Source organism: Rhodococcoides fascians A25f, from assembly GCF_000760935.2.
Taxonomy (GTDB): domain Bacteria; phylum Actinomycetota; class Actinomycetes; order Mycobacteriales; family Mycobacteriaceae; genus Rhodococcoides.
On record NZ_CP049744.1, the window covers coordinates 343,204 to 368,155 of the forward strand.

A 24,952-nucleotide genomic window follows, 5' to 3' on the forward strand; every position below is an offset into this window, starting at 1 on the left:
ATAACCTACCGGTCTCGGGTGGGAGTGGAGCCTGCAGGAACGACCGATTCGGCGGCTCAGGGCCCGCCGGTCAGCAGATCCGGTGGAATTTCGCGATCCTGGGCGATGGCGTCGAAGAATGCCGGTGCGCGGGTGTCGTCCCACAACAGCACGTTTCCGACGTCGGAGTCCTGGAATCCGCCGACCGGCACCGTCGTGGTCACCGGACCTCCGCGCATCGCCCAGGCCAGCGCGGCGAGGTTCCAGATGTGGTCTCCCTCGTCGACGCTCAACGACGACGCCGTATCGGACACCAGCGGCCACAGCTTCAGTGGGTTGAGGAAAGTCGATGCGCTGGTGGCTTTTTCGAGCAGTGCGGACATGAATGCCCGCTGGTTGTTCATCCGGTCGAGATCGGCCAGCGCGGTTGCGCGGGACCGTACGAACCCGAGCGCCTCGGACCCGGTGAGATCCTGGCAGCCGGCGGGAATGTTGATGCCCGCCAACGGATCGTCGATTGCGTTCTGTACGCACACGTTCACCCCGCCGACCGCGTCGACTATCCCGGCGAAGCCGCCGAAGCCGATCTCGGCGTAGTGATCGATGTGCACCCCGGTCGCGCCTTCGACCGTCTGTACCAACAGCGACGGTCCACCGAATGCGAAGGCCGCGTTGAGCTTGTCTTCGCCGTTGCCCGGAATGGACACGTACGAATCGCGAGGCAGGCTGACCATCGTGGTCGCCCCGCTGCCCTCGGGAATGTGGATCAGGATGATCGTGTCGGTGCGGCTCGGGCCCACATCGCCGCCGGTGGCCAGCGTGGCCTCCTGCTCCGGCGTGAGGCCTGCCCGTGAATCCGACCCGACGAGAAGCCAATTGGTGCCCGGGGTGTCTCCGACGCGACCAGGGTAGGAGGTGAGGGCGTCGACTCGCGTCAACGAGCTGTCGACGTAGTAGACGACGCCGCCGATTCCCAGCACGAGAACGAGCAGCACGATCAGGAATCGTCGACCCCAGCGTCTGGGTTTGCGCGGCTTCGCGGCCTTCGGTGGACGCGAATCTCGTTGTGGTCGAGCCGGTTGTGGTCTAGCGGGTTCCGGCCGGCGCTGTGCAGGCGCTGCGGGTTGCTTGCGCTCCTCGGTGAACGGCTCCGGTTGCTGGCGCGGGGCATACCCGGTGCGGCCCTGCTGCTCGTCCGCGGAGCGTGAGTACTGACGCGTCGAATTGGGTGTATCGGGTGTATCGGACCGGGGTGAACGAGACTGTGCCGAACCGGGTTCCGGCGCCTGCGACCACGCCTGCTGCGCCGCGGCCGAGCGTGCCGGCCCGGCCACAGGCCGGCCGTCGCGACGAATGAACTCGGTGCCTTCCGGTACCTGACCCGGTGGGACGGGGAGGCCGCGTGCCGGACGCTCGGGCGGTGACCCCGGACGCTGCGACATCGGTCCCTGACGATGGGGAGGCTCTGGGTTGTACTGGCGCGGCCCTCGCTCGGGTGGCGGCTGGCCGGGGCGATACCCGCGAGGGGGCGGCGGCTGCTGGGCGGACGGCTGTCGGAGGGGCCGCTGGCCGGGTGGTTGTTGGCCGGGGGACTGTTGGCCGTGCCGGTTGGGGCGCTGCTGGTCGGGCGGCTGCCGGCGGGGTGGCTGCTGCGGGGGTTGCCCCTCGGCGCGACGAGGCTGGGCTGCTGGACCGGGATGGGGTGCTGGACCGGGCCTAGCTGTTGGACCGGGCTGGGGCGCTGGATCGGGTCGGCCGTGACGACTCGGCATCGATCGGTCGGGCGGCGTGCGCCCCGGAGGCGGTGTCTGGCCCGGAGGGGGTGCCTGGCCTGGAGGGGGCGTCCGACCGGGAGGCGGCGTGCGCCGGTCCGGCCCGCCGTGCCGTCCGTAGCGATCGTCGTCGTTCACGGATCGACTGTAGCTGTCGGCGCGGGAACACCATGGTTCCTCGAGCCTGGATCGGGTCTGGATTCAGGGGAGCCACGACAGATGTTCGCGCAGGAGGGCATAGCCGACGAAGGCGACGATATCGATCAGAGCATGCGCGATCAGCAGCGGCCAGAGCCTGCCGGTGCGCTGCCAGTAGCGGCCGAAGACCAGCCCCATCAGGAAGTTTCCGACGCCTCCGCCCACCCCTTGATAGAGGTGGTAGCTCCCGCGCAGCAGCGCCGAACACAGCAGAGACTTGTTTTCACCGAGCCCGAGTCTGCGTAGCCGGGAGATCAGGTAGGCCACGACGATGATCTCCTCGGCACCGGAGTTGGCCAGCGCGTACAGGATCAGGGCCGGCACGCGCCACCAGTGGTCGTCGAGTGCGCTGGGAACGACGTTCAGATTGAAGCCGAGAGCATTGCCGACGAGATACAGCGCCAGGCCGGGCAGCCCGATCAATGCCGCCAGTCCGACGCCGTGACCGAGGTCGATCTTCAGGCGCGGTCTGGCCAGTCCGATCGCCCGCGGTGCCAGGTCGGCTCGCCACAACAGGTACAGACCCAGCCCGCCCCAGGCGCACAACCGCAGAATGCTGAGCAGTTGGAACAACAGATCGATCAGGCTGAAGCTCGACCGCGACGAGTTCAGAGCCACGGTCTGATCGGACAGCGCCGCGGTCTGTAGGGCGTCCTCGACGAGCGAGAGGATGCTGCTCATTCCGCTGAGGCCGAACGTCACCAGCAGTACGATCGCGATCTCGACTTTGATGGTCGTGCGCTCGCGAGCGTCGGGCAGGGGAGCCGTGCGCTCCGGCGGCGGTGGCGTCAACCAGCTCTTGAAGTCGATCACCGCACGAGTCTGCCCTGTTTCTCGAAACGTGCGTCAGCCGCGAGCGCGTAGGCCGTTCAGAAACGGGCAACCGGCGAGTACGCGGAGCGCGCGACTGAGCGAGAGGACGTCGTCGACGGGCTCGGCAAATCCCAGGCGGACGTCGTTGTCACCGCAGTCGCTCTCGATGCGCAGCCGAATTCCGTAGCGATCGATACCCAACGGACGGATTCGACCCTGCCGCAGGGACGGCGGGAGGCGTCGGGACAGTTGGGCGAGCAGATCGGGATGGTCGGAATCGAGGTGCTCGAGCCAGCTCGTCTCCATCTCCCAGAACGGATCGGGTTCGGCCGCCAGCAGCGATTCGACGTCGACGGGTTCCGCACCGGTACTGTCCGCGACCACTGCCGAGCCCACGATCAGCCGCATCAGCGAGGTGGTGTGGCCGACGTCGAGCAGGGCCGGGTGCGGGTGTTCTGCGGCCACGGCTCCCGCCATGGGACGCATCAGCGATTCCGGGACCGGACGCAGATCGCCGCGTAGCCACACCAGCGAACGCACCGGTTCGCGCAGTGCCAGTGGCGCGTGATCGGTGAGTTCGAGGACGGCAGGAATGCCCGTCCGCGAGGATTGCCAGGTGTCGGCGTCGTCGAGAGAGTCGGTGGGGACGGCCAGGATCATCTCGCCGTTGGGTCGCAGGTGATGAAGGGACGTGACCACCGGGTCGCTGCCGTCGATGGCCAGGGCGGCACCCTCGGCGCGCATGCAGGCACTGCGCACGCGTTCGGCAGTGGACGGTCCGGTGGTGGTGGTTGCGCCGAGCATGGGCTCCTCCGATGCGATCGGGCTGGGCAAGAAGGTGAGGCATACCTAAGTAATGTGTCCCTAAGTTATACCGGTGTGGCGAGGATCGCAAGAGCATCCCGGGGCTACGGTGAGGGCGTGCCGATTCCGTTGACCCTCGGTGTGCCACACCGACCCGACCCGAACGCACTCGTGCACGGGTTGCTGCTGCCGATCTGCTCCGATTCCGACGAGCTCAACGCCGCCCCACGAGGGGCCGAGTACGGCCCGCCCGTGGTCCGAGCGTCGACTCTGCTCGCGACGACGGACACGGCCGATCTCGGACGCATCGTGGTGCACCTCGACATCGACCCGGACGAACTCCGCGCGAGTCGAACCGGCGGATACGAGGTGGTCCGATTCGACGTGGACGCCCCCGCGGAACATCTCGCCGATGCGCTCGCGCTGCGGTTGCCCTCGCCGCTGGTCGTCTTCCCGGTGTTCGACGCCATCGACGTGGCCGAGACCGCGGAGGCCGTCGTCTTCGCGCACCGGACTCCGGGCATCAGCGTCGCCGACACCCCGAGACGCATCGCCGACGTGCTCGCCGTGGTCTCCCATGCAGACGTCGGCCTGGTCGCCCGCGCAGACACCGGCGACGACGTCCTGGCGATCCTCGCTGCGACGGTGGCATCGCTGCGCGGAGACGACATCAGCGCAGCTCTGGCCGCCCCCGATGTCGCCGCGCTGCGGGCCCTGATCCCCGAGGCCGCGGAGGCGGTGCGCGAGGTGCTGCTCGGAATCGAGATCGCCGACGCCGTCGCTGCCCGCGCACGGCTCGTCGAGATCGGTTTGATCGCTTCGCGGACGTCGACAACGTAACCTCGAGGCGTGCCTCGCATCGCTTATTTCGGCCCATCCGGAACGTTCACGGAGATGGCGCTGGCGCAGTTCGAAAAGCTCGGAACCATCGCCGCCGTCGGTCTGGACGGTGCCGTCGAGCGCGTGACGGCAGCGAGCCCGCCCGCGGCACTCGAGGCCGTGCGTTCGGGTAACGCCGACGCGGCCGTCGTTCCCATCGAAAGTTCGATCGAGGGCGCGGTACCGCCGACCCTCGACGCGTTGTCCGAGGGTCGCCGGTTGCAGATCGTCGCCGAGACCGAGATCGAGGTGGCCTTCACCATTCTCGGGGGCCCCGGCGTCACCCTGGATTCGGCCCGCACGATCAGCGCCTACCCCATCGCGCTCAATCAGGTGCGACAGTGGTTGCAGGCCACCATACCCGGCGCGGCAGTGCAGTCGGCCTCGTCGAATGCCGGTGCGGCAGAAGATGTTGCCGCCGGAATGGTCGACGCAGCGGTCTCGACACGGTTGGCCGGTGAGCGCCTGGCGCTGCCGACGTTGGCCGACGGGATCATCGACGTCGAGGGTGCGCGAACCCGGTTCGTGCTGGTGACACCGCCTCGGCCGGTTGCTCCCCGCACCGGTGCAGACCGCACCGCCGTGGTGCTCGAGCCACCCAACGACCCGGGCACCCTGCCTGCGGCGTTGGCCGAGTTCGGAATTCGCAACATCGACCTGACGTTCATCGAATCACGTCCTACGCGTTCGCAATTCGGCACGTACCGATTCTTCGTCGACTGCGCGGGCCATGTCGAGGATCCGCTCGTCGCCGAAGCGCTGACGGCATTCCATCGCAAGATGCCGCTGCGGTTCCTCGGATCGTGGCCCATCGCAACGGGAGCGGGTGGATCGGTGCCGCCGCCGATCGACGAGCACGTGCAGTGGCTCGAAGATATTCGCGCCGGACGCGGTGATCTGTGATGGGCAAGCTGATTCTGGTGCGGCACGGTCAGACGAAAGCCAACGTTGCGAAGAAGCTCGATACCGCTCCGCCCGGAGCCGAGTTGACCGAGCTGGGTCACCAGCAAGCCGAAAGCTATGCCCGGACCTGGGTGGGGCACCCACCTGCCGTCCTCGTGTCTTCGATTGCGTTGCGCGCGAAGCAAACTGCCGGCTACATCGAGCGGGCAACCGGGGTTCCCCTCGTGGTGACCGAAGGAATTCAGGAGACCTACGCCGGAGATCTCGAAGACCGAGACGACCCCGATGCGCACAAGGAGTTCACCGAGGTCTTCCATCGCTGGCACACCGGCGATCTGGCGGCGACAGTGCCGGGTGGAGACAGCGGGCATTCGGTGCTGGAGCGTTATGTGCCGGTGCTCGGTGCGTTGCGCGCGCAGTACCTCGGCGACGACACGGCCGGCGATGTCGTCGTCGTGAGCCACGGTGCCGCCATCAGATTGGTCGCGGCCGTACTGGCCGGCGTCGACGGCACGTTCGCAGCCGACAACCATCTCGACAACACCCAGACGGTGGAACTGTTGCCGCTGCCCGGCGGGGGGTGGGCCTGCGGTAAGTGGGGCACATTCCTGCCGCCGTTCGAGGGCCAGGGCAGCGAGAAGGCCGACAACCCGATCAGCTGAGCCTGTCAGACCCTGTCTTCGTCAGACCCGGTTTTCGTCAGACCCGGTATTCCCGAGCCGACTCGATCAACTCGGTCAGTGCCGCCGTCACCTTGCGGTCCGTCGCCCCGGTCAATGAGCTCCAGGACGTGCCGTCGGCAGCCAGGGTGGAGGTGGCGACGATGCGTCCGGCTCGGGTATCGAACAGGGCGACGGGTCTACCGGCCACGTGCCGGGTGCCGTGTCTGGGCGCCACAGCCGTGATCTCGGTTCTGCCGGCGCACGTGGACATGGCCGATGCCAGGGCCGACGCGCGGTCGTTGGCTATTCCGATGCGGCCGAGGCGGGATGCGGTTGCTCCGACATCGCTCGGTGCGGCATCGAGGGCCTCGGCCAACAATGCGGTGGGAGCGTTGATGACGCCGGGGTCGAACGGCGTATCGGCACCGATCGTCACAGCGAGATCTCGGGCCGGGTCGCCGTGAATGACGCGGATGGTGACGACGTTCTCTCGCCGGACCGCGGAGACCGTGATCCGGTCGTCGGACGCAACGCAGATCCGGGTGGTGGGAGCCGGCTCGTCGCTCTCGACGTCGAACACTCGCGCCGAGACGTACCAGTGCGGTTGTTCGAGAACCCGCATCCACTGTTGCAGATCCTCGTGAACTCGGCCGCCGGTGATCAGGCCGACGTTGTCCAGTGCGTCTCGGCCACGACCGAGGGCGCGATCTCGGGCAGCGGCGTCGTCGAAGCGCGGAAACACGTCGAGGACGACGGGCAGTTCGGCGATGGACAGCTCGTCGACCAGGAAGTCCATCTCGTCCACACCGAGCGCGGCGTTCGGCAGTGTGTGGCCCACCGGCACGGTTCCCAAGTCGATCAACGGCCGTTTCCGCTGGTATCGGGTACAAACAGGGCTGGATCCGCACCGATGACGGACGGTGCGACGGTACGGCCGTCGGCGAAGTGCTCGAACTGCTTGAGGTAGTCCGGGGTCTCGTGTTCGTCGTCCTCGGCCTGGCCGCGTGCGCCCGATGCGGGCGCACCCGCCGTGCCGGTCCCACGCTGTGCGAGGCCCCCGTCGGCGGCGGTGGGTGCGCCGAACGCGTTGGCAGGGCCGCTCTGGCCTGGACCCAAGAGCGTCGAACCGCCACCGGCAGGACTCGGCGCAGACCCGGGCATTCCGACACCGCCGAAGCCCCCGAGTCCGGCACCTCCTGCCCCGAACGAGACCGGACGCGTGGAGGCCGGGCCGACCGCGAGAGGCGCCGAACCGCCGGGCGTGAATCCGTGACCGCCGCCGACCCCGGATCCGCCGGACAGTGCCGTCGACCCGATGGTCGACGCGGCGGTGGCCACGGTGGACACACCGGTACTGGCGATGGAGGTGGCAGCGCTACCGATCTGTCCGGCGGCCGCGGCCACTCCGGGGTTCTGTGTTGCCGCCATCAGGCCGCCGATCGCAGCCTGGACGGGCGAGGTCATCACGGCGTTGGCGAACTTTCCGAGGCCGCTGCCGGAATCGGACACGATCGCGGGCGGATGATCGAAGGTGGTCTTGACGATGCGGTGCGAGTTGACCAGCTCGAATCCCTCCATCACCAGGGCTGCCCGGATGTCGAGCAACCGGTCTGCCACCTCGGCTGCCTCGTAGCTGCCGTTCAGCGCGCCGCCCGTGGAGGCGGCGGTGACCTTGGCGGCCTGCACGACGCCGATTTCCACCAGTGACGGCATGGTCGCGAGCGCCACGCCATAGGTGGTCCCGGCGGCGGGAGCCTCGACCGACAGCGCGGCCGCTTTCAATGCCGTTGCACCGGTCCACGTTGCGAAACGTGCGAGCGCGGCCTGAGCGAGGAGGGCCGAATCGCCCTCCCACCCGGCGGTCAACGCCGCAGTGACCGCGGCGATACTCGCCGACGCCTCCGTGAACGCCGCAGCAACCGAACCCCACGCGCCGCCGGCGACGTGCAACGGCACCGGACCCGGCCCGAGCAGTCGGGTCGAATTTCCCGTTGCCGTGCGCGGTAGCCACACCACACCTGTCACTCCGAGCGTCATCCTCTAGCCCCCATGATGTTCGAGCCCTGCATCGTTTCTTGTGGTGCGGTCGAGTTGTGGTGCAGTCGCGTTCGGTGCGAGCGTCAGATGCCGGGTAAACCGGGTAGGCCACCCGCTGTGTCGTCGTCGGTGGCCACGTAGTCCGCGGCCTGCTTTCGTAGTTCCTCGGCGGCGCGGTGTAGCTCTGAAATGCCCTGTGCTGCAGCAGGTCCGAAGGTATCGGCCGCGGTGCCGAAGAATCGTTCGGTGAGTAGAGAAACCTCGTCGGTGCCGGGCGGCAGGGGCCGCACGGGGATCGCCGTCGCGGTGACGGCGGCCTGCAACCTGGCGGCGACCGCATCGAGCTCCGACGCAGCGAGCTGCAGTGCCACCGGATCCACCTTGATGACGGTCATGAGCCACGCCCCCCGATCGAAGAACTTCCACTGTCGGTAGGTAGGACGCCACCGTGCTCGGTTTGGTTCCATCGAGGCGAGAAATACTCAGATCGACTTCTCGGCCACCGAACCGATCGTCCACGAGCCGCCACGACGACTGACGGATGTGCGGCTCAGTGGCGACACGTCGACCCGCCAGAACGACCGAACCGGAGCCTCCAACGCCAGCACCACCACGGCCCGAATCACAGCGGGGGAGGTCACCGCCAGCGTGCGACCGGGCGTCGAACCGACATCGTCGAGCCACGTCTGCACGCGAGAGAACAACGCGACCAGAGACTCACCGCCCGGCGGCATGAACGCCGCATCGCTGAGCCAGGCCATCGCGTCGGCGTCGGGCAGATCGGTCATCTCGAGTCCGGACCACCGGCCGTAGGCGATGTCGGCCAACGCGGGTTCGACCGAGATGTCGGTGCCGAAGATCTGCGCCGTGGCCATCGATCGAGATTCCGGTCCGGACAGGACGCGATCGGCTCGGGGAATGTCGGTCACCGCAGCAAGGTCTCGCACTCCCGAGTCGTCCAGCGGCTCGTCGCCGGGGAATCGGCCGGTGCGCATCGCGGCGGTTCTGGCGTGGCTCACCAATATCAGTCGGGTCACGGGCGCAGGCACCGTGTCATTGTGGCGCAGCCAGATGTCATTGTGGTGCAGTTGTCACTCTGGCATCGAGCCGCGGTCGGTCAGGACAGCGATTGACACAGCGTCGTGTTCGGTGCCACAGTTCGCAGGTTAGACGCGATGTACGCAGGTAATCCGGTGAAAATCCGGAACGGTTGCGCCACTGTGATCGACGTCGGGCATATGTCCGAATTCGAGAGCCAGAAAACTCGTACTTCGCATGGCCGTCTCTTCTTTTCGGAAGGGACTACGGGACGCATATCCCAGGAGGACACCATGGCAATCACTCATTCCCCCAGTAATACGACGGAGTCGGCGGCCCTCGCCGTCATCGTCGCCGCGACGATCCTGCTCGCTTTCGTCGTGCTCTACCTGGTCGGCTTCGATCAGGGCGCGATCTCCCGCAGTGGCATGTACGTGCACGAACTGATGCACGACGGCCGCCACCTGCTGGGTCTGCCATGCCACTGACCGACACCACCCATCGCCCGCCGCTGCAGGGAACGTTCGTTCAGCTGTTGGTGCGAGGGCTGCTCGCCGGACTCGTCGCGGGTCTGCTCGCCGGAGCCGTCGCCTTCGTCGTCGGCGAACCGCACATCGACTCGGCCATCTCCATCGAGGAAGCAGCAGGCGAGGCTCAGCACGCCGACTCCGACACGACGGCCGCGCACTCGCACGGCGACGAGGATCCGCTCGTCAGTCGCGACGGGCAACGCGTCGGACTGTTCCTCGCCACCGGACTCGCCGGCCTGGCATTGGGCGCGATCTTCGCGTCGGCACTGCACTATGCCCGACGCTTCAGCTCCCTCCCGGGCTCGATCCTCGCGCTCGTCGGAGCCGGTGCCGGGTGGTTGGCCATCGAAGCGGTGCCCTTCCTCAAGTACCCGGCCAATCCGCCGGCCGTCGGAGATCCGGACACCATCACCCAGCGCACGTGGCTGTGGCTGGCATCGGTGATCCTCGGTCTGCTGGCCGTCGGAGTCGGAATCTATGTGGCGAAGGTCGTGGCATCGCAGCATTCGGTGGCAGTCCGCGTCGGCGCACCGATCGTGGCGTTCCTGGTGATCGTCGGCATCGGGTACGCACTGTTGCCCGAAATCAACGAGGTGGGCGCGGACTTCCCGGCAACTCTGCTGTGGGAATTCCGACTGTCGTCACTGGCCATGCAGGCAACCCTGTGGCTGGCCCTGGGATTGGGCTTCGCGTTCCTCACCGATCGCGCAGTTCGACCTGTTCGCCGAGAGGCAGTTGCGGCGTAGCCAGCGTCCCCTTCGCCCCCCGGTTGGGATGAATGCGCCATTCAGGCCATCTGAGTGACTGAAACCCACATTCATCCCAACCTGGGGGTGCTGGGGGGTGCGTTCCGGGGGTATGCGAGCGAGGTGAGTGCGGTCGGGATGAGCGAGTGTGCTCAGCCGAATCCGAGTTGATGCAGGCGCTCGTCGTCGATGCCGAAGTGATGTCCGATTTCGTGGGCCACGGTGATGGCGATTTCGCGTCGTGCCTCGGTTTCGTCGTCGACCATCTCGAGGATCGGCTTGCGGTAGATCGTGATGACGTCCGGCAAGTGTCCGCTGTACTCGTAACGCTCGGTGAGTGCGATGCCCTCGTACAGCCCCAGGATGTCCTCGGTGGGGTGTTCCTCCTCGACGAGAACGACCACGTTGTTCATGAAGTCGGTGAGCTCGCGCGGCAGGGTGTCGAGGGCGTCGGACACGGCTTCCTCGAAGTCGACGCGGGTCATCTGGGTGGGGATGTCAGCCTCCGGTGGTGATCGGAGCAGCACCGGGCAGCGGAGTGGGCAGCGCGCGGCCGTCGGGAGCCGATGGCGGTGGGACAGGCGCTGCACCGTTGATGAGAATGTCGCCCTTGGCACTGCCGACGATGGTCGCGAAGCCGCCGGAATCGAGTTCCTTGCCCACCGAACACGTCACCTGACGGCTACCGGCGAGCCAGCTCGCGACGTCGATGGTGTCCCAGAACAGGGTCAGCGTCTTGTCGCGTAGTGCCGTGTCCGAGCCGAGATAGCCGTTGACGGCGTCGGTGCAGGTGCCCTCCAGATACGCGTCCTGGTCGCCCTCCGACGGGTGCCCGCCGGGGAACTGCTGCGTCAGGTTGATCACCGAGGCGACCTCGAAGGCGTGCGGTGCCGAGCAGTCCACCGGATCTGCGGGCACGTTCTGATTGATACCGATGCACGTGCCCGTCGGCCATACCTTGGACTGGTCCTGCTCGAGGATCGAACCGGTCATCTCCAGCAGAGCTCCGGTGTTCGACGGCATCTGCACCCCGCAGCGCAGGGTCCGCTCGCCCTTGGCCCACCCGGCCTGGCTGGGGAACATCAGCCCGACGCCGAAGAGTCCGTTGGGATCGAACTTTGCACCGACGTAGTCGTCGACGGCGGCCGTGCAGTGTTCGTCACGCAGCTGGCCGAACCGGATGGATCCGGGATACTGCGAGCCGGGACCGAACTCGACGCCGGGGTAGACGCTCATGTCGATGTCGCGAGCGACCTCGAAGCGATGAGGATCGGCGCACGACACTTCGGCGAGATCCTGTCGGTCGGTCTCCGGATCGTCGGTGGGCGTCCATTGCAGGCACGTACCGGGGTCGGCTGCACCGAACGAGGATGCCGATACGGGTCCGTCGGTCACCGGACCGCTCGCTGCCGAGTGGGTGGTGATCTTCTCGGGTGCAGAGAACCCGTCGGAGAGGAACGCCGTCGCACCCGCGGCCAGCACTGCACCGACCGCAACCATGGCGAGCCCACGTCGGGCGGTGGTTGCGGAGAGAGTTCGCCGATTCCGGCTCTCTGGGGGGTCTGTTTCGTTCGCGGACATCGCCTCCATCATGCCCGAGTATGTTCGGTCCTCATGAGCGACCCGACAGGTGACGACGACCTCAGCGAGCTGGCCGGCCGACTGTTCACGATGGCGCGCACCGGCGATGCGGCCGGTCTGGCGAGCTATGTGGACGCGGGCGTTCCGGTGAATCTCCACAACGAGTCCGGGGACACGTTGGTCATGCTTGCCGCGTATCACGGGCATGCCGATGCGGTGCGCGTGCTGGTCGAGCGCGGTGCCGACGTGAACAAGCCCAATGACAAGGGGCAGACCCCACTCGCGGGTGCGGTCTTCAAAGGCGAGGACGACGTGGTGCGAGTTCTCGTCGACGGAGGAGCCGATCCGCGCGGGGGTCACCCGTCGGCCATCGATGCCGCCACGATGTTCGGACGCGAGGACTACCTGGGGTTGCTCGGCAAGTAAGGTTCCCTCTCGTGATCGACCTGAAATTCCTTCGCGAAAATCCTGACGCCGTACGCGCCTCGCAGCGCACCAGAGGCGAGGACCCCGCCCTCGTCGACGCGCTTCTCGATGCCGACGCGTCCCGCCGGGCCGCCGTGCTCGCCGGAGATCAGCTGCGCGCCGAGCAGAAGGCATTGGGCAAGAAGGTCGGAAAGGCATCGGCCGAGGATCGTCCCGCTCTGCTCGCCGGGGCGTCGGAACTGGCCGCCAAGGTCAAGGCCGCGCAGGCCGCCGAGGCCGAGGCCGACGCAGCTCTCGACACGGCACACCGGGCGATCTCCAACATCGTTCAGGACGGCACACCCGCAGGCGGCGAAGACGACTTCGTACTGCTCGAGACGGTCGGCGACATCCCGGAGTTCGATTTCGAGCCCAAGGACCACCTCGAGCTCGGTGAGTCGCTCAACTTGATCGACATGGAACGCGGAGCAAAGGTCTCGGGCTCACGCTTCTACTTCATGACCGGCTACGGCGCGTTGCTGCAGCAGGGTCTGCTGCAGCTCGCCGCGCAGAAGGCCGTCAAGAACGGGTTCACCATGATGATCCCGCCGGTGCTCGTGCGGCCGGAGATCATGTCGGGAACCGGTTTCCTCGGTGCACACGCCGACGAGATCTACCGCCTCGAAGCCGACGATCTCTACCTCGTCGGAACCTCCGAAGTTGCTCTCGCGGGCTACCACTCGGGTGAGATCATCGACCTCGCCGACGGCCCCAAGCGCTACGCCGGCTGGTCGTCGTGCTTCCGCCGTGAAGCGGGCAGCTACGGCAAGGACACCCGCGGCATCATTCGCGTCCACCAGTTCGACAAGATCGAGATGTTCTCGTACATCAAGCCCGAGGACGCGGCGGCCGAGCACCAGAAGCTTCTGGAGTACGAGAAGGAAATGCTCGCCGCGGTCGAGTTGCCGTACCGCGTCATCGACACCGCAGGCGGAGACCTCGGCTCATCGGCCGCGCGCAAATTCGACTGCGAAGCATGGGTTCCCACCCAGAAGGCATACCGCGAGCTGACCTCGACCTCGAACTGCACGACCTTCCAGGCCCGACGCCTCGGCGTTCGATACCGCGACGAGAACGGCAAGCCTCAGATCGCCGCGACCCTCAACGGCACCCTCGCCACCACGCGGTGGATCGTGGCAATCCTGGAGAACCACCAGCAGGCCGACGGCACCGTCCGGGTCCCGGAAGCCCTCGTGCCCTTCGTCGGGACCGACGTACTGCGCTAGTTGGGTCGTTCCGCAGGCTCCACTCCGGCGGTAGTAGTGCAGGCTTAGGCGATGTCGCCGATGCAGTAGCCCTCGCCGCCGACGGTCAGTACGAACGTCCGGTTCTGGTACGCCCCCGAGGCATCGATGATGTCGGCATTGACCTGTGTGTAGATGCCGTTCTGAGCCGTGACGAACACGCTGTCGGGATCGAACGAGGTGATGCTCGGCAGAATCGCCGGGTTCTGGGCCAGAGGTGGGGCAGTAGGTGACCCGGTGCCGTTCGGATCCCACGTGCCGCGACTCTCGCACACGAGTGGATAGCGCTCCTCCACGTCGTCCCGGTTGACCGGAATGCCGGCGATGCGGCCCAGATAGCGATCGACGGAATACGCCGCGTCTGCCGCGTCGAACACAGGGGCGGTGCCGGTGGGGTAGACGGTAGGGCAGGCGTAGCCGGACGTGATCTCGCTGCGCTTGATGGCGACCGTCGCAGTGGGCCCGGTCCACGTCACCGCATACTGACCGTCGACGGCGGGAGCAGCCACAGCAGCGAGGATGGCACCGGTGTCGACATACATAGTCGGGATGTCGGTGGGCGGGACGGTCCAGCACTTTGCCGTCACGACACCTATGCCGCCGCCCGTGAGATCGTTGACGAACGGCCGCAGGGCCGCCGCGGCCGCGGGATTTCCGGGCGCTTCGCCGACGGGTGGCCCCGGTGGGATGCGCGGGGGCATCGGGGTGGTGGCTGTGGTCGACGGCGATTCCTGGGTGGTCGACTCGTCGGCTGTGGACTCGACTGTGTTGCTCGGCGAGGCGGCCTGATCGGACGGGATCCCGACCGCGGAATCGCAGGCACCGACCAGTGCGATCGTCGCGATCAGCGGCAGCGCGGTTCGGCCGACTCGGCTGCGCCGCGGTCGTGCCGCTCTGTTCTTCACGTGTTTGTCTCCCCCATAGCTCTTCTACCGAACTGCGCACGACCCGACCGCACTCTGCCGCACCTTTCTCCGGCCCCGTCCACCGACTACGCTAACCGACTGTGGAACCCGTCTACCGATCAGTCATCGGCATCGCTCGCACCGTGTTCGCGTTCGAGGGCCTGAAGTTCGAGGTCGAGGGCGAGGAACACATCCCTGCTACCGGTGGCGCGGTCATCGCCGTCAACCACACCGGATACATGGACTTCACCTACGCCGGACTGCCACCGCGGCGAGTGAAGCGCTACATCCGCTTCATGGCCAAGAAGGAAGTCTTCGACAACAAGATCTCCGGCCCCATCATGCGTGCGCTGCGGCACATCCCCGTCGATCGTGGGGCAGGTGCCGAGTCCTACAAGTCGGCGGTGGAAAGTCTGCGCAACGGCGAACTCGTGGGCGTGTATCCCGAAGCCACCATCAGCCGAAGCTTCGAGATCAAGGAATTCAAGTCCGGTGCAGCGCGCATGGCCATCGAAGCCGGAGTCCCCATCATCCCGACGGTCATCTGGGGCGCGCAGCGCGTGTGGACCAAGGGCTACCCGAAGCGATTGGGCCGCACCAACACTCCGATCTCCATTGCCGTCGGTGAGCCGATTGCGCCGGTCGGACCGCCGAACGAACTGACCGACAAGCTACGCGCGGTGATGCAGAAGATGCTGCTCGAGCTGCAGGAGAACTACCACCACGAGCCCGGCGCGTATTGGGTGCCGGCCCGACTCGGCGGTAGTGCCCCGACCCTGGAGGAAGCCGACAAGCTCGACGCCCAGGACCTGGCGGCACGTGCGGCCAAGCGCGCCGAGTAGAACTGTGCGATGAACCTCAGCGGTGAACGGGTCGTGCTACGGCCCGTCGCCGCCGAGGATGTGTCGGAGCTACGCCGAATTCTGCACACCCCCGAGGTGTACCGGCGGTGGGGCGACGAGGACGCCGACGAGAACTGGCCGTTCGACAACCCTGAAGAGAACCGCATGGTTGTCGAATTGGATGGTGCGCCAGTCGGATTGATTCAGTACGGCGAGGAGACCGACCCGATGTATCGGCATGCGTCGATCGACATCTTCTTGGATCCGGCAGTGCACGGCGGTGGCGTCGGAAAGGATGCCGTGGGGACGCTGGTGCGCTACCTGACAGTCGATCTGGGACACCACCGCCTGGTGATCGATCCGGCTGCCAACAATGCGATAGCGATTGCGTGTTACAGCGCAGTCGGTTTCGAGCCGGTCGGGATCATGCGCAAATACGAGAAGGGTCCCGATGGCTGGCACGACAGTCTGCTGATGGACCTGATCGTCGAGTAGCTATCGGCCGCTCGCCGGAGTGGAGCCCGCGGAACGACCCGTGAGGCCAGGAAGTGACAGGCGAAATCTCGCGCCCGTAGGCCCTGCGGCACAGACCAGTTCACCGTTGTGTGCGCGAGCGAGCGTCCGTGCGATCGAGAGCCCGAGCCCGACGCCGCCGGAGGAGCGATCGCGTGCGGAGTTCAGCCTGACGAGCCGCTCGAAGATGCGCTCACGGTCTGCTTCTGGGACACCGGGCCCTTCGTCGTCGACGGTGACGACAGCCTCGTTGCCCACTGAATTCACGGCGACAATGATACTGCCGCCTCTGGGCGTGAAACGACTGGCGTTGTCGAGCACGTTGGACAGAATCTGCTCGATGCGGCCTACGTCCACCCGAACCGGAACCGGTTGCGTCGCATCGATATCGAACCCAATGTGTGGGGTGAGCAGAGCTGCTCTCTCCACCGTGCGGCGGGTGAGGTCTGCGAGGTCGGAATCTGTCAGCTCGAGGTCCGAAGTATTCTCTGCGCGAACGGAATCGAGCATGTCGGATACAAGACGCGATGCTCTGGCGGATTCGCCGACCAGCAACTCGCTCCAGCGTGCGACTCGATCGGGGCGTTGCTCGGCATCGCGCTGCAGCGACTGCGCCAACGCCGAGATGCCGGCGACCGGTGTGCGCAGCTCGTGTGCGGCATCGGCCAAGAACCGGCGCATGTCCTCCTCGGCGAGCTTGGCTGTGCGTGCGGCCGAGGCCTCGCGTCGTTCGGCGTCCTCGAGGGCGTCGAGCATCTCGTCCACGGCCGATGCCGTACGGCCGAGGTCGGTGTTCGGTTTGGTGGGAAGTAGCCGTCTACCTCTGTCGCCGTTGGTGATTCGGCGTGCCACAGACGTCATCGAGTCCAGCGGGGACAGTGCTCGTCGCACGGCAAAGGTCAAAGCAGCGGCGGCCAGCAGCAGCGTGACGGCTCCCGCCCCCAGCATCAGGATCCGGAGTTGACGCCGAACGTCGGCGATCGCGGTGGTATCACCGAGGAGCGACAGTGTCGAGCCATCGGGCAGGGGTTTCGTGATCTCCAGCGAATCCGACGGTGGGGCAGGCGGATCGGGCGGTCCCGGGGGAGTGGGAGCATTCGACGGGCCGGACGGAGGGTTGGGTGCCGCGGGCCGATCGCCCTGCGCGGGAGGCTCGCCGCCGGGAGCCCCGTACACCGTGCCGTCCGCAGTGGTGACGCGAACTCTGATGGCGTCACCCTGAAGGGCCTGCACCAGATCCTCGGATCCGACGCCGCTCTCCACGAGCTCGACGGCACGGGTTGACCTGTCCGACAACCGTGCTTCCAAGTCTCGCCGAAGCTGTTGACCGAGAACCACATCCACCGACGAGCCGACGATCACCAGCAACACCGCGAACAACACGACGACGGTGGCGACCACCCGCATTCGCAGCGAGGGGGTCGGCGTGCGTTTCACTGCGGAGCCCGCAATGCATAACCGAGGCCCCGGACGGTATGGATCAACCGCGGTCCATGGGCTTCCATCTTGCGACGCAACGCACTGATGTGAACTTCCACCAGGTTGCCGTCGTACGCGCCGTAGCCCCAAACCGATTCGAGGATGGACGTTTTGGAGACCGTGCGTCCGCGCTGCGCGACCAAGAACGTGGCCAAGCGAAGCTCTGTCGCCGTCAGATCGAGAACGTGACCCGCCCGAGTCACAACTCCGGCAGGCTCGTCGACCAGTAGATCGCCGACTTGGACTGCGTCGGACGACCGACCGCGGCGGCGCAACACGGATTTCGCGCGGGCAACCACCTCGTCGAGCTGAAATGGCTTGACCACATAGTCGTCGGCACCGTCACTCAGTCCGCGCAGTCGGTCGGCCAGTTGGTCCTTCGCGGTGACCATGATGATGCCCGCGTCGGTGCTCTGCCGGACCACGTCGATGAGAGCGAAACCGTCTCGCGCACCGGGCAGCATGACGTCGAGAATCACCACATCGGGCCGGAACCCTGCCATCGTGGTGTCGAAATCGTCCCCGTCGGGCAGGGAAGCGGCAGTGAAGCCCGCGTCCTCGAACGCGGCCACCAGCGCTTCCCGGATGGGCAGCGAGTCCTCCACCACCATCACCCGGGGAGCGGAACTGTATGTCATGCCTCGATTGTCACCCACGAGCTGAAGTGATCCTGAAGATGCGCCCGGCTTCAGGGTGACTTCAGCTAGCGGCGGCAATGTCGGTGACAGAACGAAACGAACGAGACAGTCCGAACAAGGAGTGAACGTGAACGATCAGACTCAGCCGATTCCCGCCGCATCGAACCCCGAGCCCGCACCGAGTACCGAGGCCGACACAGCTCGGGCGAACAAGCCGAAGCGGTGGAAGGGACGCGTACCGCTGGCCGCGACCGCAGCAGCGGGTCTCGCCGTCGGAGCCCTGGTGACGGCGGCAGTGTTCGCAGCCACCGGCCCCGACGTCTCGCCTGGCGTGTCCACGGTGGCGTCGTCGTCCGCCCTCGGACAGCGAACCGACGGTGGTGGCGGGTCGGATGCATCCGAGGTGCCGGCAGCCCCGGAGTCCACCGACGGTTCGACGGCCCCCGCACCGGCTGACGGTGCAACACCGCCGGCCCCGGGTGACGGTGCAACTCCTCCTGCTCCGCCCGCTGGTGGTCCGGGCAAGGGTGGCCCAGCTGAGGGCGGTCCGGGTAAGGGTGGACCGGGCGCAGGTGGCCCGGGTGGTGCTGTGTGTGCACCGGAAGACGGTGCGACGCCGCCTGCTCCGCCCGCCGAAGGTGATGGTGCGACTCCTCCCGCACCGCCGGCAGCTCCCGCTGATGGTGCGACTCCTCCCGCACCGCCGGCCGCTCCCTCGGGTTCCTGAGCTCAACCTCCTCCAGCCCCGCACCGTGTTCTCGGTGCGGGGCTGGTCTTGTTGTCGGTGGTTATGTGATGTGGGGGCCGGCTCGGGCGTGGGATTGTCGGGGTTGTCGGTAGGGGTCGACGGTGGCGGGTGGGATGAACCAGGGGTGGTTGTCGGCGGCGATGAACACTTCCCAGTCACTGTGGTGGAGGAGTCGGTGGTGGAATCCGCAGAGCAAGACGAGATTGTTCATGTCGGTGGGTCCACCGTCGGTCCAGTGCCAGATGTGGTGGCCTTCGGTCCAGGCGGCGGGTTTGCCGCAGCCGGGGAAGGCGCAGCCGTGGTCGCGGGCGGTGAGGGCGCGTTTCTGTTTGGCGTTGACGGTGCGGGCGGTGCGGGCAAGGTTGATCGGGGAACCGTTCTCGTCCATCACGATGGCGGTGAGGAGGCAGTCGCAGGCCAGTTGCCGGGACGTATTGCGGGAGAGTGGTCCCATCCAGGGGAGCCATCCGACGGTGGTGCCGTCACCGAACAAGTCGCGATACGCGCCGCGATCGGCGGTGGCTGGCCGGCTGTCGTTGTCGGATTCGGTTGCGGTGCTGCCATTCTCGTAGTCAGAGTCAGAGTCAGAGTCAGAGTCAGAGTCGCTGTCGGCGTTCATGGTGCTCCGGAGGTCGGTGAGATCGCGGAGGCTGATGTGCAGGTTGAGGTGCGGTTTTTCGCCGCCTTCGGTGGGTCGGTTGCTGGAGGCGAGGTAGCGGTCGAGGATGTGTCCGAATGCGTCGGCTCTGCGTTTGGCGGGGCTGCGTTCGTCTTGGGTGCCGTCGGCGGCGGTGTGGGGTTCGGTCAGGGGTGAGAGGGCGGTGAGCAGTTTTTCTCCGGTGATGGCATCGAAGTCTGCCTTGAGCACCAGCCGCCCGTTCAGGGTTTTCGAGGCGAAGAGTTCGTTGCGGTCGGTGTCCTCGGGTGGTGGCTTGTTGCCACCGTAGGTGTCCTTCAGTTTGGTGATGGCTTCGCGGATGCGGTCGGTGCGTGCGCCGGGTCCGGTCGCAGCTTTGATCATGGCGGCGCGGGCGATATCGCGACCCTCTTGGGGAAGGTTCTTCGGTGGTGTTTCGGCGAAGTCGAGGATCAGGGCGGCATGGTCGACGGACATGACGCCGGTGTTCACGGCGTCGGCGATATCGGGGAAGTTCTTCAGTCCGCGGGCGAGGGCGACGATCTTGGTGGCTTTGCTGGGGGTGAGCAGGGTGGTGGAGGTGAGCCAGCCGGCGGGGCCGGGGAATCCGAGTTTCTCGCGGCTCACGCGGGTGTCGATTTCGGCGACGAGGGAGATACGTCGGGCTTCGAGCAATTGGATTTGGTGGGAGACATCAGCAGCGTCGGCGAGGAGTTCGGCCTCGCTCAGTTGCCAGATCTCTGTGGTCATGGGGTAAGTGTATCGAACGTGCGTTCGATTGACAACCATAGTGCAATCGAAAACTATTGTCTTGCATAAGGATTCGTGAGATCAAACTTGTCGGTGGCCCGTGGTATCAACCCGCCACGCAGTCGTACACGTGCGATCTATCGCCCTTGCGGCTTACCCACACGCTTTCGGCGGTCGATCGCTGAAGCTTGCGTCATCGAACGGTCTGCTCCAGATCTCGGACTCTGCTGCATCACAAACCGCCAATCCGTAGCCGGGGAGTCGTCGGCAAAAGATGTCCGCATAGATTCTTCGGTACGACTGGAATTCATGGGAGTCTCCGTCTGGAACGAACTCGTAGGTCAATCCGTCATATCGTCGGAAGAGCTTGGATCAGCTGCTCGCGCAACTGTTTCCAGCTCGGATCGGTATTGCGCCCACCACGCTGCATCGCCGTCGGTCATGTTCTCGTTGCCGAGGCGCAGTCCAACGGAGTTGTCGATCAATTCGCGCAGTATGTCTGCGTGCCCGGCATGTCGATTCGTTTCGATACACATATGCACCAGCACGCGATGCAACGTGACTTCTTGCTTCTCCACCGGCCAGTGCAGGACGCGTCCGACTGTGTCCAGGTCGTGTGAATCGATGGTCTTGTCGGCATACGTCCAGGCCTCGCGGTACAAGGCGACTATGGATTCGGACGACTCATCGGCAGTGGCCCACATGTCGGCGTTGAGCCGGGCCGTGGCCGATGCCTCCAGTTCCGCGAAACGAGGTGGGAACTCGCGACCGAACGTGAGGCCGAAGTAGCCGTACTCGACGATCGCCAGGTGCTTGACGAGACCCAAGAGATTCGTTCCGGTCGCCGTCATCGGCCGACGCTTCTGGTATTCGGTCAGGCCGTCGAGTTTCCACACCATGTTCTGGCGTGCGATGCGAAGGTACTGGTGCAGATCGTCTTTCATCGGTATCAGTTCATCGATGCGTGCCACACGAGGGCGGCAGCCAGTGCGCCGAGTCCGTTCAACGACCAGTGCAGGGCAATGGGTGCGATGAGACTTCCGCTGCGGCTGCGCAGCCACGTGAAGACCACACCGGCCGCGGCCGTTGCAATGACAGCCAGCCCGATGCCGACGATCTGCCCGAACAGGCCACCGCCGAGGAACCCACTGAGGCCGACGTTGCCCGCCGTCAGGCCCAGCGAGGACGCGATATGCCACAGTCCGAACAACAGAGATCCTGCCGCGAACACGCCCCGTGCGCCGTAGATCCGGCCCAGCGTTCCGTGCAGAACCCCGCGGAACGCGAGCTCTTCCGGGATCACGGTCTGCAGTGGAATGACGATCATCGACGCGATCACAGCGGCCGAGACGGTCGCGTACCGATCGGCCATGAAGAACGGGCGGGTCAACGGCAGCAACGCGCCGATCGCGACGACCGTGAGGACGATTCCGACGGCTCCCAGCGCGTACAGCGAACCCGTCTTCCACTGTTTCGGTGACAGGCCCAATTCGGCCCAGCCCAGGCCACGGCGGTTCGATAGAACGACCAACAGCACTGCGGCGATAGGAACCGTCGCGATACTGGCCCACGCCGTGGTGAAGTGCGCGATGAGGTTGGTGCCCACGAGTACGAGCACGACGGTGGCGACGTCGAGGTAAGCGTGGAAGGCACGTCTGGGTGCCACGCTTCCGGCCGGGTCAACAGCAAGCATTGGATCGAGTGTACCGGCGTCAGCTGATAACGCCCGGAGAATCGAGGCTTCGGTCGAGGCCCTTGCGGTCGTAGAGAAGGGTGAACACCAGGCCGAACACGAGCCCGATGAGCAGCCCGAGAGACGTCATACCCACCGAGTGCAGCAGGCCGGCGTCAGGCGAGGCGTTGAAGTACAGGATCGAGCGGGTGCCGAGGAAGATTTGATGCATCGGCTCGAACTGAGCCAGCCACGTGAAGATCGGCGGGCTCGCCTCGAGGGGAATCGTGCCGCCCGAGGACGGCAGTGCCAGGATGATGAAAACGACCAAGTTGATCAGCAACCCTGCTGTGCCGAATGCGGACATGACCGCCAGCGCTGTGAATCCGACGGCGGTGATCGCGAACGCGCCGTACATCCACAGGGTCCACGCATGGGTGATGGGCATGCCGAGCAGATGGCTGATCAGCAAATACAGGCCCGATACGAGCATGGCGAGAACGAACATCACCAGCCACTTGACCAGCAGGGTCTGGAACCGGCTGATCTGGGTGGGTCCGCGGTGGATGTACTTCGGGCCGATTTCGGTGGGGGTGAACCCCAGTAGTCCGTCGACGAGTGTGCTGACGATGGTCGCACCGGTGAACCCTGCCAAGACGAGCAACAGCGCGTAGTAGAAAGCAGACAGGCCACCGCCGGTACCGTCGGGCAGTGGATCATGCTGGGCCACAATCACATTGATCGGCTGCGCCAACGTCAGTGCGCTCGCGCCCGCCAGTTGAGTGTCGCCGAGTTGCTGGCGAACCTGATCGGATATCTGTTGGCCCACGGTCTGATTCACCGACTCGAATGCAGGCGTGGCCACTCCGGTCACGAGCGACATACCGAAGCTGCCCGCCCGCGGATTGGTGTACACCGTGATGACCGGCTTCTCGACATCGCCGGGAATCACGCTCGCCTGCGCTAGGATTCCCATTCTCTTGGTGAAATCACTGGGGATGACGATGGAGCCGTAGACCTCGGCCGTGGACAGCAACGACTCGGCCTGTGCCGGGCCGACCTCGCGGAAAGCGACCTTCTCGGAGTCGACGTTCTGGATCAAGCCGTCGACGATGTCGTTGCCGATATTGCGTTGCTCGCCCGCGAGGGTGTCGCCCTCGTCCTGGTTGACGATCGCGATGGGCAGGTCGTGCAAGTTGCCTCGGGGATCGAGAACGCCGCCCAGATACAGGGCGGCGAGGAACGACATCAATGCCGAGACAACGAGGATCGGAGCGAGCCAGAAACGCGGTGAACGAAGCACATCGGCCATCGACCGAGGGGTTCTGTCGGAGGTCACCGGATCAGTGTCGCAAGTTCGGCTCCCATGTGCGCGGTAGTTCGACCGATGCTTCACCCAGCCGGGGATCGGCTGAACGCCCTCCAGACGGTGGCGGCGAGGGCCGCCCGTCGTCGATCGTGGTCGGCGACGGGTTCGTTGCTGTCGGCGGTGTGGATGATCGCCGCCTGAGCCCACGTGCCGGCCAACGCGATCAGCATCGACCAGATGTCTGCGGCGTCCACGTCGTCCACCAGCAGCCCGGCGCGTTGAGCGTCGGCGATCATCGCGAATTTCTCGTCGTCGTGTCCGGGTCTGCGGTCGAACAGCGGCCCGGCCGGGGTTCGCTCCAGCCGCGCCCACGTCAGCAGGCGTACCAGCGTGGGGTCGCCGAGGTACATGTCGTAGAGCTTCACCGCGTACCCGGGCAGGTCTTCGGGAGTGAAGGCGATGTTCTCGATATCGGTGTCGACTCGCGTGTCGAAGGCGACGTCGAACAAGGTGTCCTTGTTGCCGAAGTAGCTGTAGATCAACGATTTGTTCGACGCGGCCGCCGCTGCGATTCGGTCCACCCGTGCTCCGGCGATGCCGTGCGTCGCAAATTCCTCGGTGGCGGCGGCCAGTAGCCGAGCGCGGGTAGCAGCCGAATTGCCCATGCGGAAAACCATACATTTCCAACTGGTTGGTTGAAAACCATCTCGCCGGGCGCTACTGTTTCCAACCAGTTGGTTACTTTTGAAGGGATGCGAACATGCGAACAGCTACCGGATACCGAGCTGTCGACGAGACTGCGCCACTCGAGCGGTGGACATTCGCCCGGCGGGATCTTCGCGTCGACGACGTTGCCGTTCGGGTGACGTACTGCGGGGTGTGCCACACCGATCTGCACTCGACGCGGAATCCCGGTGACTTCCCGGTGGTGCCCGGGCACGAGTTCGTCGGGGAGGTGACCGAGATCGGTTCCGGCGTTACGGACTTTGCCGTCGGCGATGCGGTGGCCGTCGGAAACATCGTCGACTCGTGTGGTCGGTGCGATATGTGCACGGTGGGTCAGGAAAATTTCTGTCGAGAGTTCCCGACACTGACCTACGGTGGGCGTGACCGACACGACGAACTACCACTCGCGGTGCGTATTCCAACGAGTACGTGGTTCGCGATCGGTTCGTCTACCACCGCCCGGACAACCTCGACCCAGCGGCAGTGGCACCCCTGATGTGTGCCGGCATCACCGTGTGGGAGCCGTTGCGTCGCTGGAACGTCGGGCCTGGTGTGAGGTTGGGGGTAGCCGGAATCGGTGGGCTCGGCCATCTGGCGGTGAAGCTGGGCCGCGCACTCGGGGCGGAGGTCACTGTATTCACCACCAGCGCAAGCAAAGCCGCCGATGCGAAGGAGCTGGGTGCCCATCACGTGGTCGTCTCGACCGACGATGCCGCGATGAACGCACTGGCAGGTGGTCTCGATCTGATCATCGACTGCGTGCCCGTCGAGCACGATCTTGCGCCGTACCTACGCTGCCTCGCGCTCGACGGAACACTGTGCACCGTCGGCTATCTCGGCTCTACGACGGTCGATTTCCTGGATTTACTGATCGGCCGAAAGAGTCTGGCGTCGGCGGGCAGTGGTGGACGCCGATACACCCAAGATCTACTCGACTTCTGCGGCGAACACGGCATCGTCGCCGACGTGGAGACGATGCCGTCCGCTCAGGTGAACAACGCTTTCGACCGGCTGGCCGCCAACGACGTTCGGTACAGATTCGTACTCGATATGTCGGATCTGAGTGCTCGGCCTATGTGAGC

Annotated in this window: 29 protein-coding genes; 12 read left to right on the forward strand and 17 right to left on the reverse strand. The window is 65.8% G+C overall.

What is annotated here, in order from left to right:
* Positions 1–56 precede the first annotated feature (56 nt).
* The 3 genes from BH93_RS01715 to BH93_RS01725 all read right to left on the reverse strand — a co-directional run bounded on the left by BH93_RS01715 (position 57) and on the right by BH93_RS01725 (position 3,566).
* Positions 57–1,421, reverse strand: a complete 1,365-nt coding sequence (locus BH93_RS01715; protein ID WP_371832081.1) for an LCP family protein — start codon at positions 1,419–1,421, stop codon at positions 57–59.
* Positions 1,422–1,952: 531 nt separating this feature from the next.
* Complete coding sequence (locus BH93_RS01720) at positions 1,953–2,762, reverse strand: CPBP family intramembrane glutamic endopeptidase (protein ID WP_032401438.1); 810 nt, start codon at positions 2,760–2,762, stop codon at positions 1,953–1,955.
* A gap of 33 nt (positions 2,763–2,795) precedes the next feature.
* Entirely contained in the window at positions 2,796–3,566 is a 771-nt protein-coding gene (locus BH93_RS01725) for a DUF2470 domain-containing protein (protein ID WP_037174832.1), read from the reverse strand.
* A gap of 117 nt (positions 3,567–3,683) precedes the next feature.
* Between BH93_RS01725 and BH93_RS01730 the strand changes: the two genes are divergently transcribed.
* The 3 genes from BH93_RS01730 to BH93_RS01740 are packed head-to-tail and all read left to right on the forward strand — an operon-like array spanning position 3,684 to position 6,010.
* Positions 3,684–4,406: a hypothetical protein gene (locus BH93_RS01730; RefSeq protein ID WP_037174830.1), complete on the forward strand. Its 723-nt coding sequence runs from the start codon at positions 3,684–3,686 to the stop codon at positions 4,404–4,406.
* Between the two features lie 9 nt (positions 4,407–4,415).
* The gene (gene pheA / locus BH93_RS01735; protein WP_037174829.1) at positions 4,416–5,348 is read left to right on the forward strand and encodes a prephenate dehydratase; all 933 of its coding nucleotides are present in this window, start codon (positions 4,416–4,418) and stop codon (positions 5,346–5,348) included.
* Positions 5,345–6,010 carry a histidine phosphatase family protein gene (locus BH93_RS01740; RefSeq protein WP_037174828.1) on the forward strand — a complete coding sequence of 222 codons (666 nt, stop codon included), beginning with the start codon at positions 5,345–5,347 and terminating at the stop codon, positions 6,008–6,010. Before pheA ends, BH93_RS01740 begins: the two co-directional genes overlap by 4 nt.
* Positions 6,011–6,047: 37 nt before the next feature.
* Here BH93_RS01740 and BH93_RS01745 read toward each other — a convergent pair whose 3' ends face one another.
* From BH93_RS01745 to BH93_RS01760, 4 genes are all read right to left on the reverse strand, one after another.
* Positions 6,048–6,872 carry an ESX secretion-associated protein EspG gene (locus BH93_RS01745; protein ID WP_037174826.1) on the reverse strand — a complete coding sequence of 275 codons (825 nt, stop codon included), beginning with the start codon at positions 6,870–6,872 and terminating at the stop codon, positions 6,048–6,050.
* Entirely contained in the window at positions 6,869–8,047 is a 1,179-nt protein-coding gene (locus BH93_RS01750) for a PPE domain-containing protein (RefSeq protein WP_052065257.1), read from the reverse strand. Before BH93_RS01750 ends, BH93_RS01745 begins: the two co-directional genes overlap by 4 nt.
* A gap of 83 nt (positions 8,048–8,130) precedes the next feature.
* Complete coding sequence (locus BH93_RS01755; protein ID WP_032381057.1) at positions 8,131–8,442, reverse strand: PE family protein; 312 nt, start codon at positions 8,440–8,442, stop codon at positions 8,131–8,133.
* A gap of 87 nt (positions 8,443–8,529) precedes the next feature.
* Entirely contained in the window at positions 8,530–9,096 is a 567-nt protein-coding gene (locus tag BH93_RS01760; RefSeq protein ID WP_037174825.1) for a histidine phosphatase family protein, read from the reverse strand.
* 282 nt (positions 9,097–9,378) lie between these two features.
* Between BH93_RS01760 and BH93_RS01765 the strand changes: the two genes are divergently transcribed.
* Positions 9,379–9,573, forward strand: a complete 195-nt coding sequence (locus tag BH93_RS01765; protein ID WP_037175133.1) for a CbtB domain-containing protein — start codon at positions 9,379–9,381, stop codon at positions 9,571–9,573.
* Positions 9,564–10,361: a CbtA family protein gene (locus BH93_RS01770; RefSeq protein WP_037174824.1), complete on the forward strand. Its 798-nt coding sequence runs from the start codon at positions 9,564–9,566 to the stop codon at positions 10,359–10,361. The genes BH93_RS01765 and BH93_RS01770 overlap by 10 nt, the downstream gene beginning before the upstream one ends.
* 152 nt (positions 10,362–10,513) lie before the next feature.
* On the opposite strand, the gene BH93_RS01775 is transcribed toward BH93_RS01770, so the two are convergent.
* The gene (locus BH93_RS01775) at positions 10,514–10,846 is read right to left on the reverse strand and encodes a metallopeptidase family protein (protein WP_080734486.1); all 333 of its coding nucleotides are present in this window, start codon (positions 10,844–10,846) and stop codon (positions 10,514–10,516) included.
* A gap of 13 nt (positions 10,847–10,859) precedes the next feature.
* Positions 10,860–11,951, reverse strand: coding sequence for a septum formation family protein (locus BH93_RS01780; RefSeq protein ID WP_037175130.1), 1,092 nt, complete (start codon positions 11,949–11,951; stop codon positions 10,860–10,862).
* 24 nt (positions 11,952–11,975) lie between these two features.
* Here BH93_RS01780 and BH93_RS01785 point away from each other — a divergent pair, with 24 nt between their 5' ends.
* On the forward strand, positions 11,976–12,368 hold the full coding sequence (locus tag BH93_RS01785; protein ID WP_037174823.1) for an ankyrin repeat domain-containing protein: 393 nt from the start codon (positions 11,976–11,978) through the stop codon (positions 12,366–12,368).
* An 11-nt stretch (positions 12,369–12,379) separates the two neighbouring features.
* The gene (gene serS / locus BH93_RS01790) at positions 12,380–13,633 is read left to right on the forward strand and encodes a serine--tRNA ligase (protein ID WP_032405417.1); all 1,254 of its coding nucleotides are present in this window, start codon (positions 12,380–12,382) and stop codon (positions 13,631–13,633) included.
* A gap of 44 nt (positions 13,634–13,677) precedes the next feature.
* Here the strand turns inward: serS and BH93_RS01795 are convergent, their stop codons facing one another.
* Positions 13,678–14,556, reverse strand: a complete 879-nt coding sequence (locus tag BH93_RS01795; RefSeq protein ID WP_037174822.1) for a hypothetical protein — start codon at positions 14,554–14,556, stop codon at positions 13,678–13,680.
* Positions 14,557–14,657: 101 nt separating this feature from the next.
* Between BH93_RS01795 and BH93_RS01800 the strand changes: the two genes are divergently transcribed.
* Positions 14,658–15,398 (forward strand): lysophospholipid acyltransferase family protein, encoded by a 741-nt coding sequence (locus BH93_RS01800; protein WP_037152791.1) that lies wholly within the window; start codon positions 14,658–14,660, stop codon positions 15,396–15,398.
* A gap of 9 nt (positions 15,399–15,407) precedes the next feature.
* On the forward strand, positions 15,408–15,893 hold the full coding sequence (locus tag BH93_RS01805; RefSeq protein ID WP_037174821.1) for a GNAT family N-acetyltransferase: 486 nt from the start codon (positions 15,408–15,410) through the stop codon (positions 15,891–15,893).
* Here the strand turns inward: BH93_RS01805 and BH93_RS01810 are convergent, their stop codons facing one another.
* Together BH93_RS01810 and BH93_RS01815 are read right to left on the reverse strand one after the other, a co-directional pair.
* Positions 15,894–17,348 (reverse strand): sensor histidine kinase, encoded by a 1,455-nt coding sequence (locus BH93_RS01810; protein ID WP_242459093.1) that lies wholly within the window; start codon positions 17,346–17,348, stop codon positions 15,894–15,896.
* Positions 17,345–18,028, reverse strand: a complete 684-nt coding sequence (locus tag BH93_RS01815; RefSeq protein ID WP_080739113.1) for a response regulator transcription factor — start codon at positions 18,026–18,028, stop codon at positions 17,345–17,347. Before BH93_RS01815 ends, BH93_RS01810 begins: the two co-directional genes overlap by 4 nt.
* A 127-nt stretch (positions 18,029–18,155) precedes the next feature.
* Here BH93_RS01815 and BH93_RS01820 point away from each other — a divergent pair, with 127 nt between their 5' ends.
* On the forward strand, positions 18,156–18,755 hold the full coding sequence (locus BH93_RS01820; protein ID WP_155291020.1) for a hypothetical protein: 600 nt from the start codon (positions 18,156–18,158) through the stop codon (positions 18,753–18,755).
* 61 nt (positions 18,756–18,816) lie between these two features.
* Here the strand turns inward: BH93_RS01820 and BH93_RS01825 are convergent, their stop codons facing one another.
* From BH93_RS01825 to BH93_RS01845, 5 genes are all read right to left on the reverse strand, one after another.
* A complete protein-coding gene (locus tag BH93_RS01825) occupies positions 18,817–20,163 on the reverse strand; it encodes an HNH endonuclease signature motif containing protein (protein ID WP_080739112.1) in 1,347 nt (448 codons plus the stop codon).
* 341 nt (positions 20,164–20,504) lie between these two features.
* Complete coding sequence (locus tag BH93_RS01830; protein ID WP_037175127.1) at positions 20,505–21,107, reverse strand: DinB family protein; 603 nt, start codon at positions 21,105–21,107, stop codon at positions 20,505–20,507.
* Positions 21,108–21,112: 5 nt separating this feature from the next.
* Complete coding sequence (locus tag BH93_RS01835; RefSeq protein ID WP_037174816.1) at positions 21,113–21,856, reverse strand: CPBP family intramembrane glutamic endopeptidase; 744 nt, start codon at positions 21,854–21,856, stop codon at positions 21,113–21,115.
* Positions 21,857–21,875: 19 nt separating this feature from the next.
* A complete protein-coding gene (locus BH93_RS01840) occupies positions 21,876–23,174 on the reverse strand; it encodes a YhgE/Pip domain-containing protein (RefSeq protein ID WP_371832082.1) in 1,299 nt (432 codons plus the stop codon).
* A gap of 53 nt (positions 23,175–23,227) precedes the next feature.
* Positions 23,228–23,809, reverse strand: a complete 582-nt coding sequence (locus BH93_RS01845) for a TetR family transcriptional regulator (RefSeq protein ID WP_037174813.1) — start codon at positions 23,807–23,809, stop codon at positions 23,228–23,230.
* Positions 23,810–23,904: 95 nt separating this feature from the next.
* Between BH93_RS01845 and BH93_RS27850 the strand changes: the two genes are divergently transcribed.
* A complete protein-coding gene (locus tag BH93_RS27850; protein ID WP_242459094.1) occupies positions 23,905–24,366 on the forward strand; it encodes an alcohol dehydrogenase catalytic domain-containing protein in 462 nt (153 codons plus the stop codon).
* On the forward strand, positions 24,300–24,950 hold the full coding sequence (locus tag BH93_RS27855; protein WP_242459095.1) for an NAD(P)-dependent alcohol dehydrogenase: 651 nt from the start codon (positions 24,300–24,302) through the stop codon (positions 24,948–24,950). The genes BH93_RS27850 and BH93_RS27855 overlap by 67 nt, the downstream gene beginning before the upstream one ends.
* The last annotated feature ends 2 nt before the right edge of the window (positions 24,951–24,952 follow it).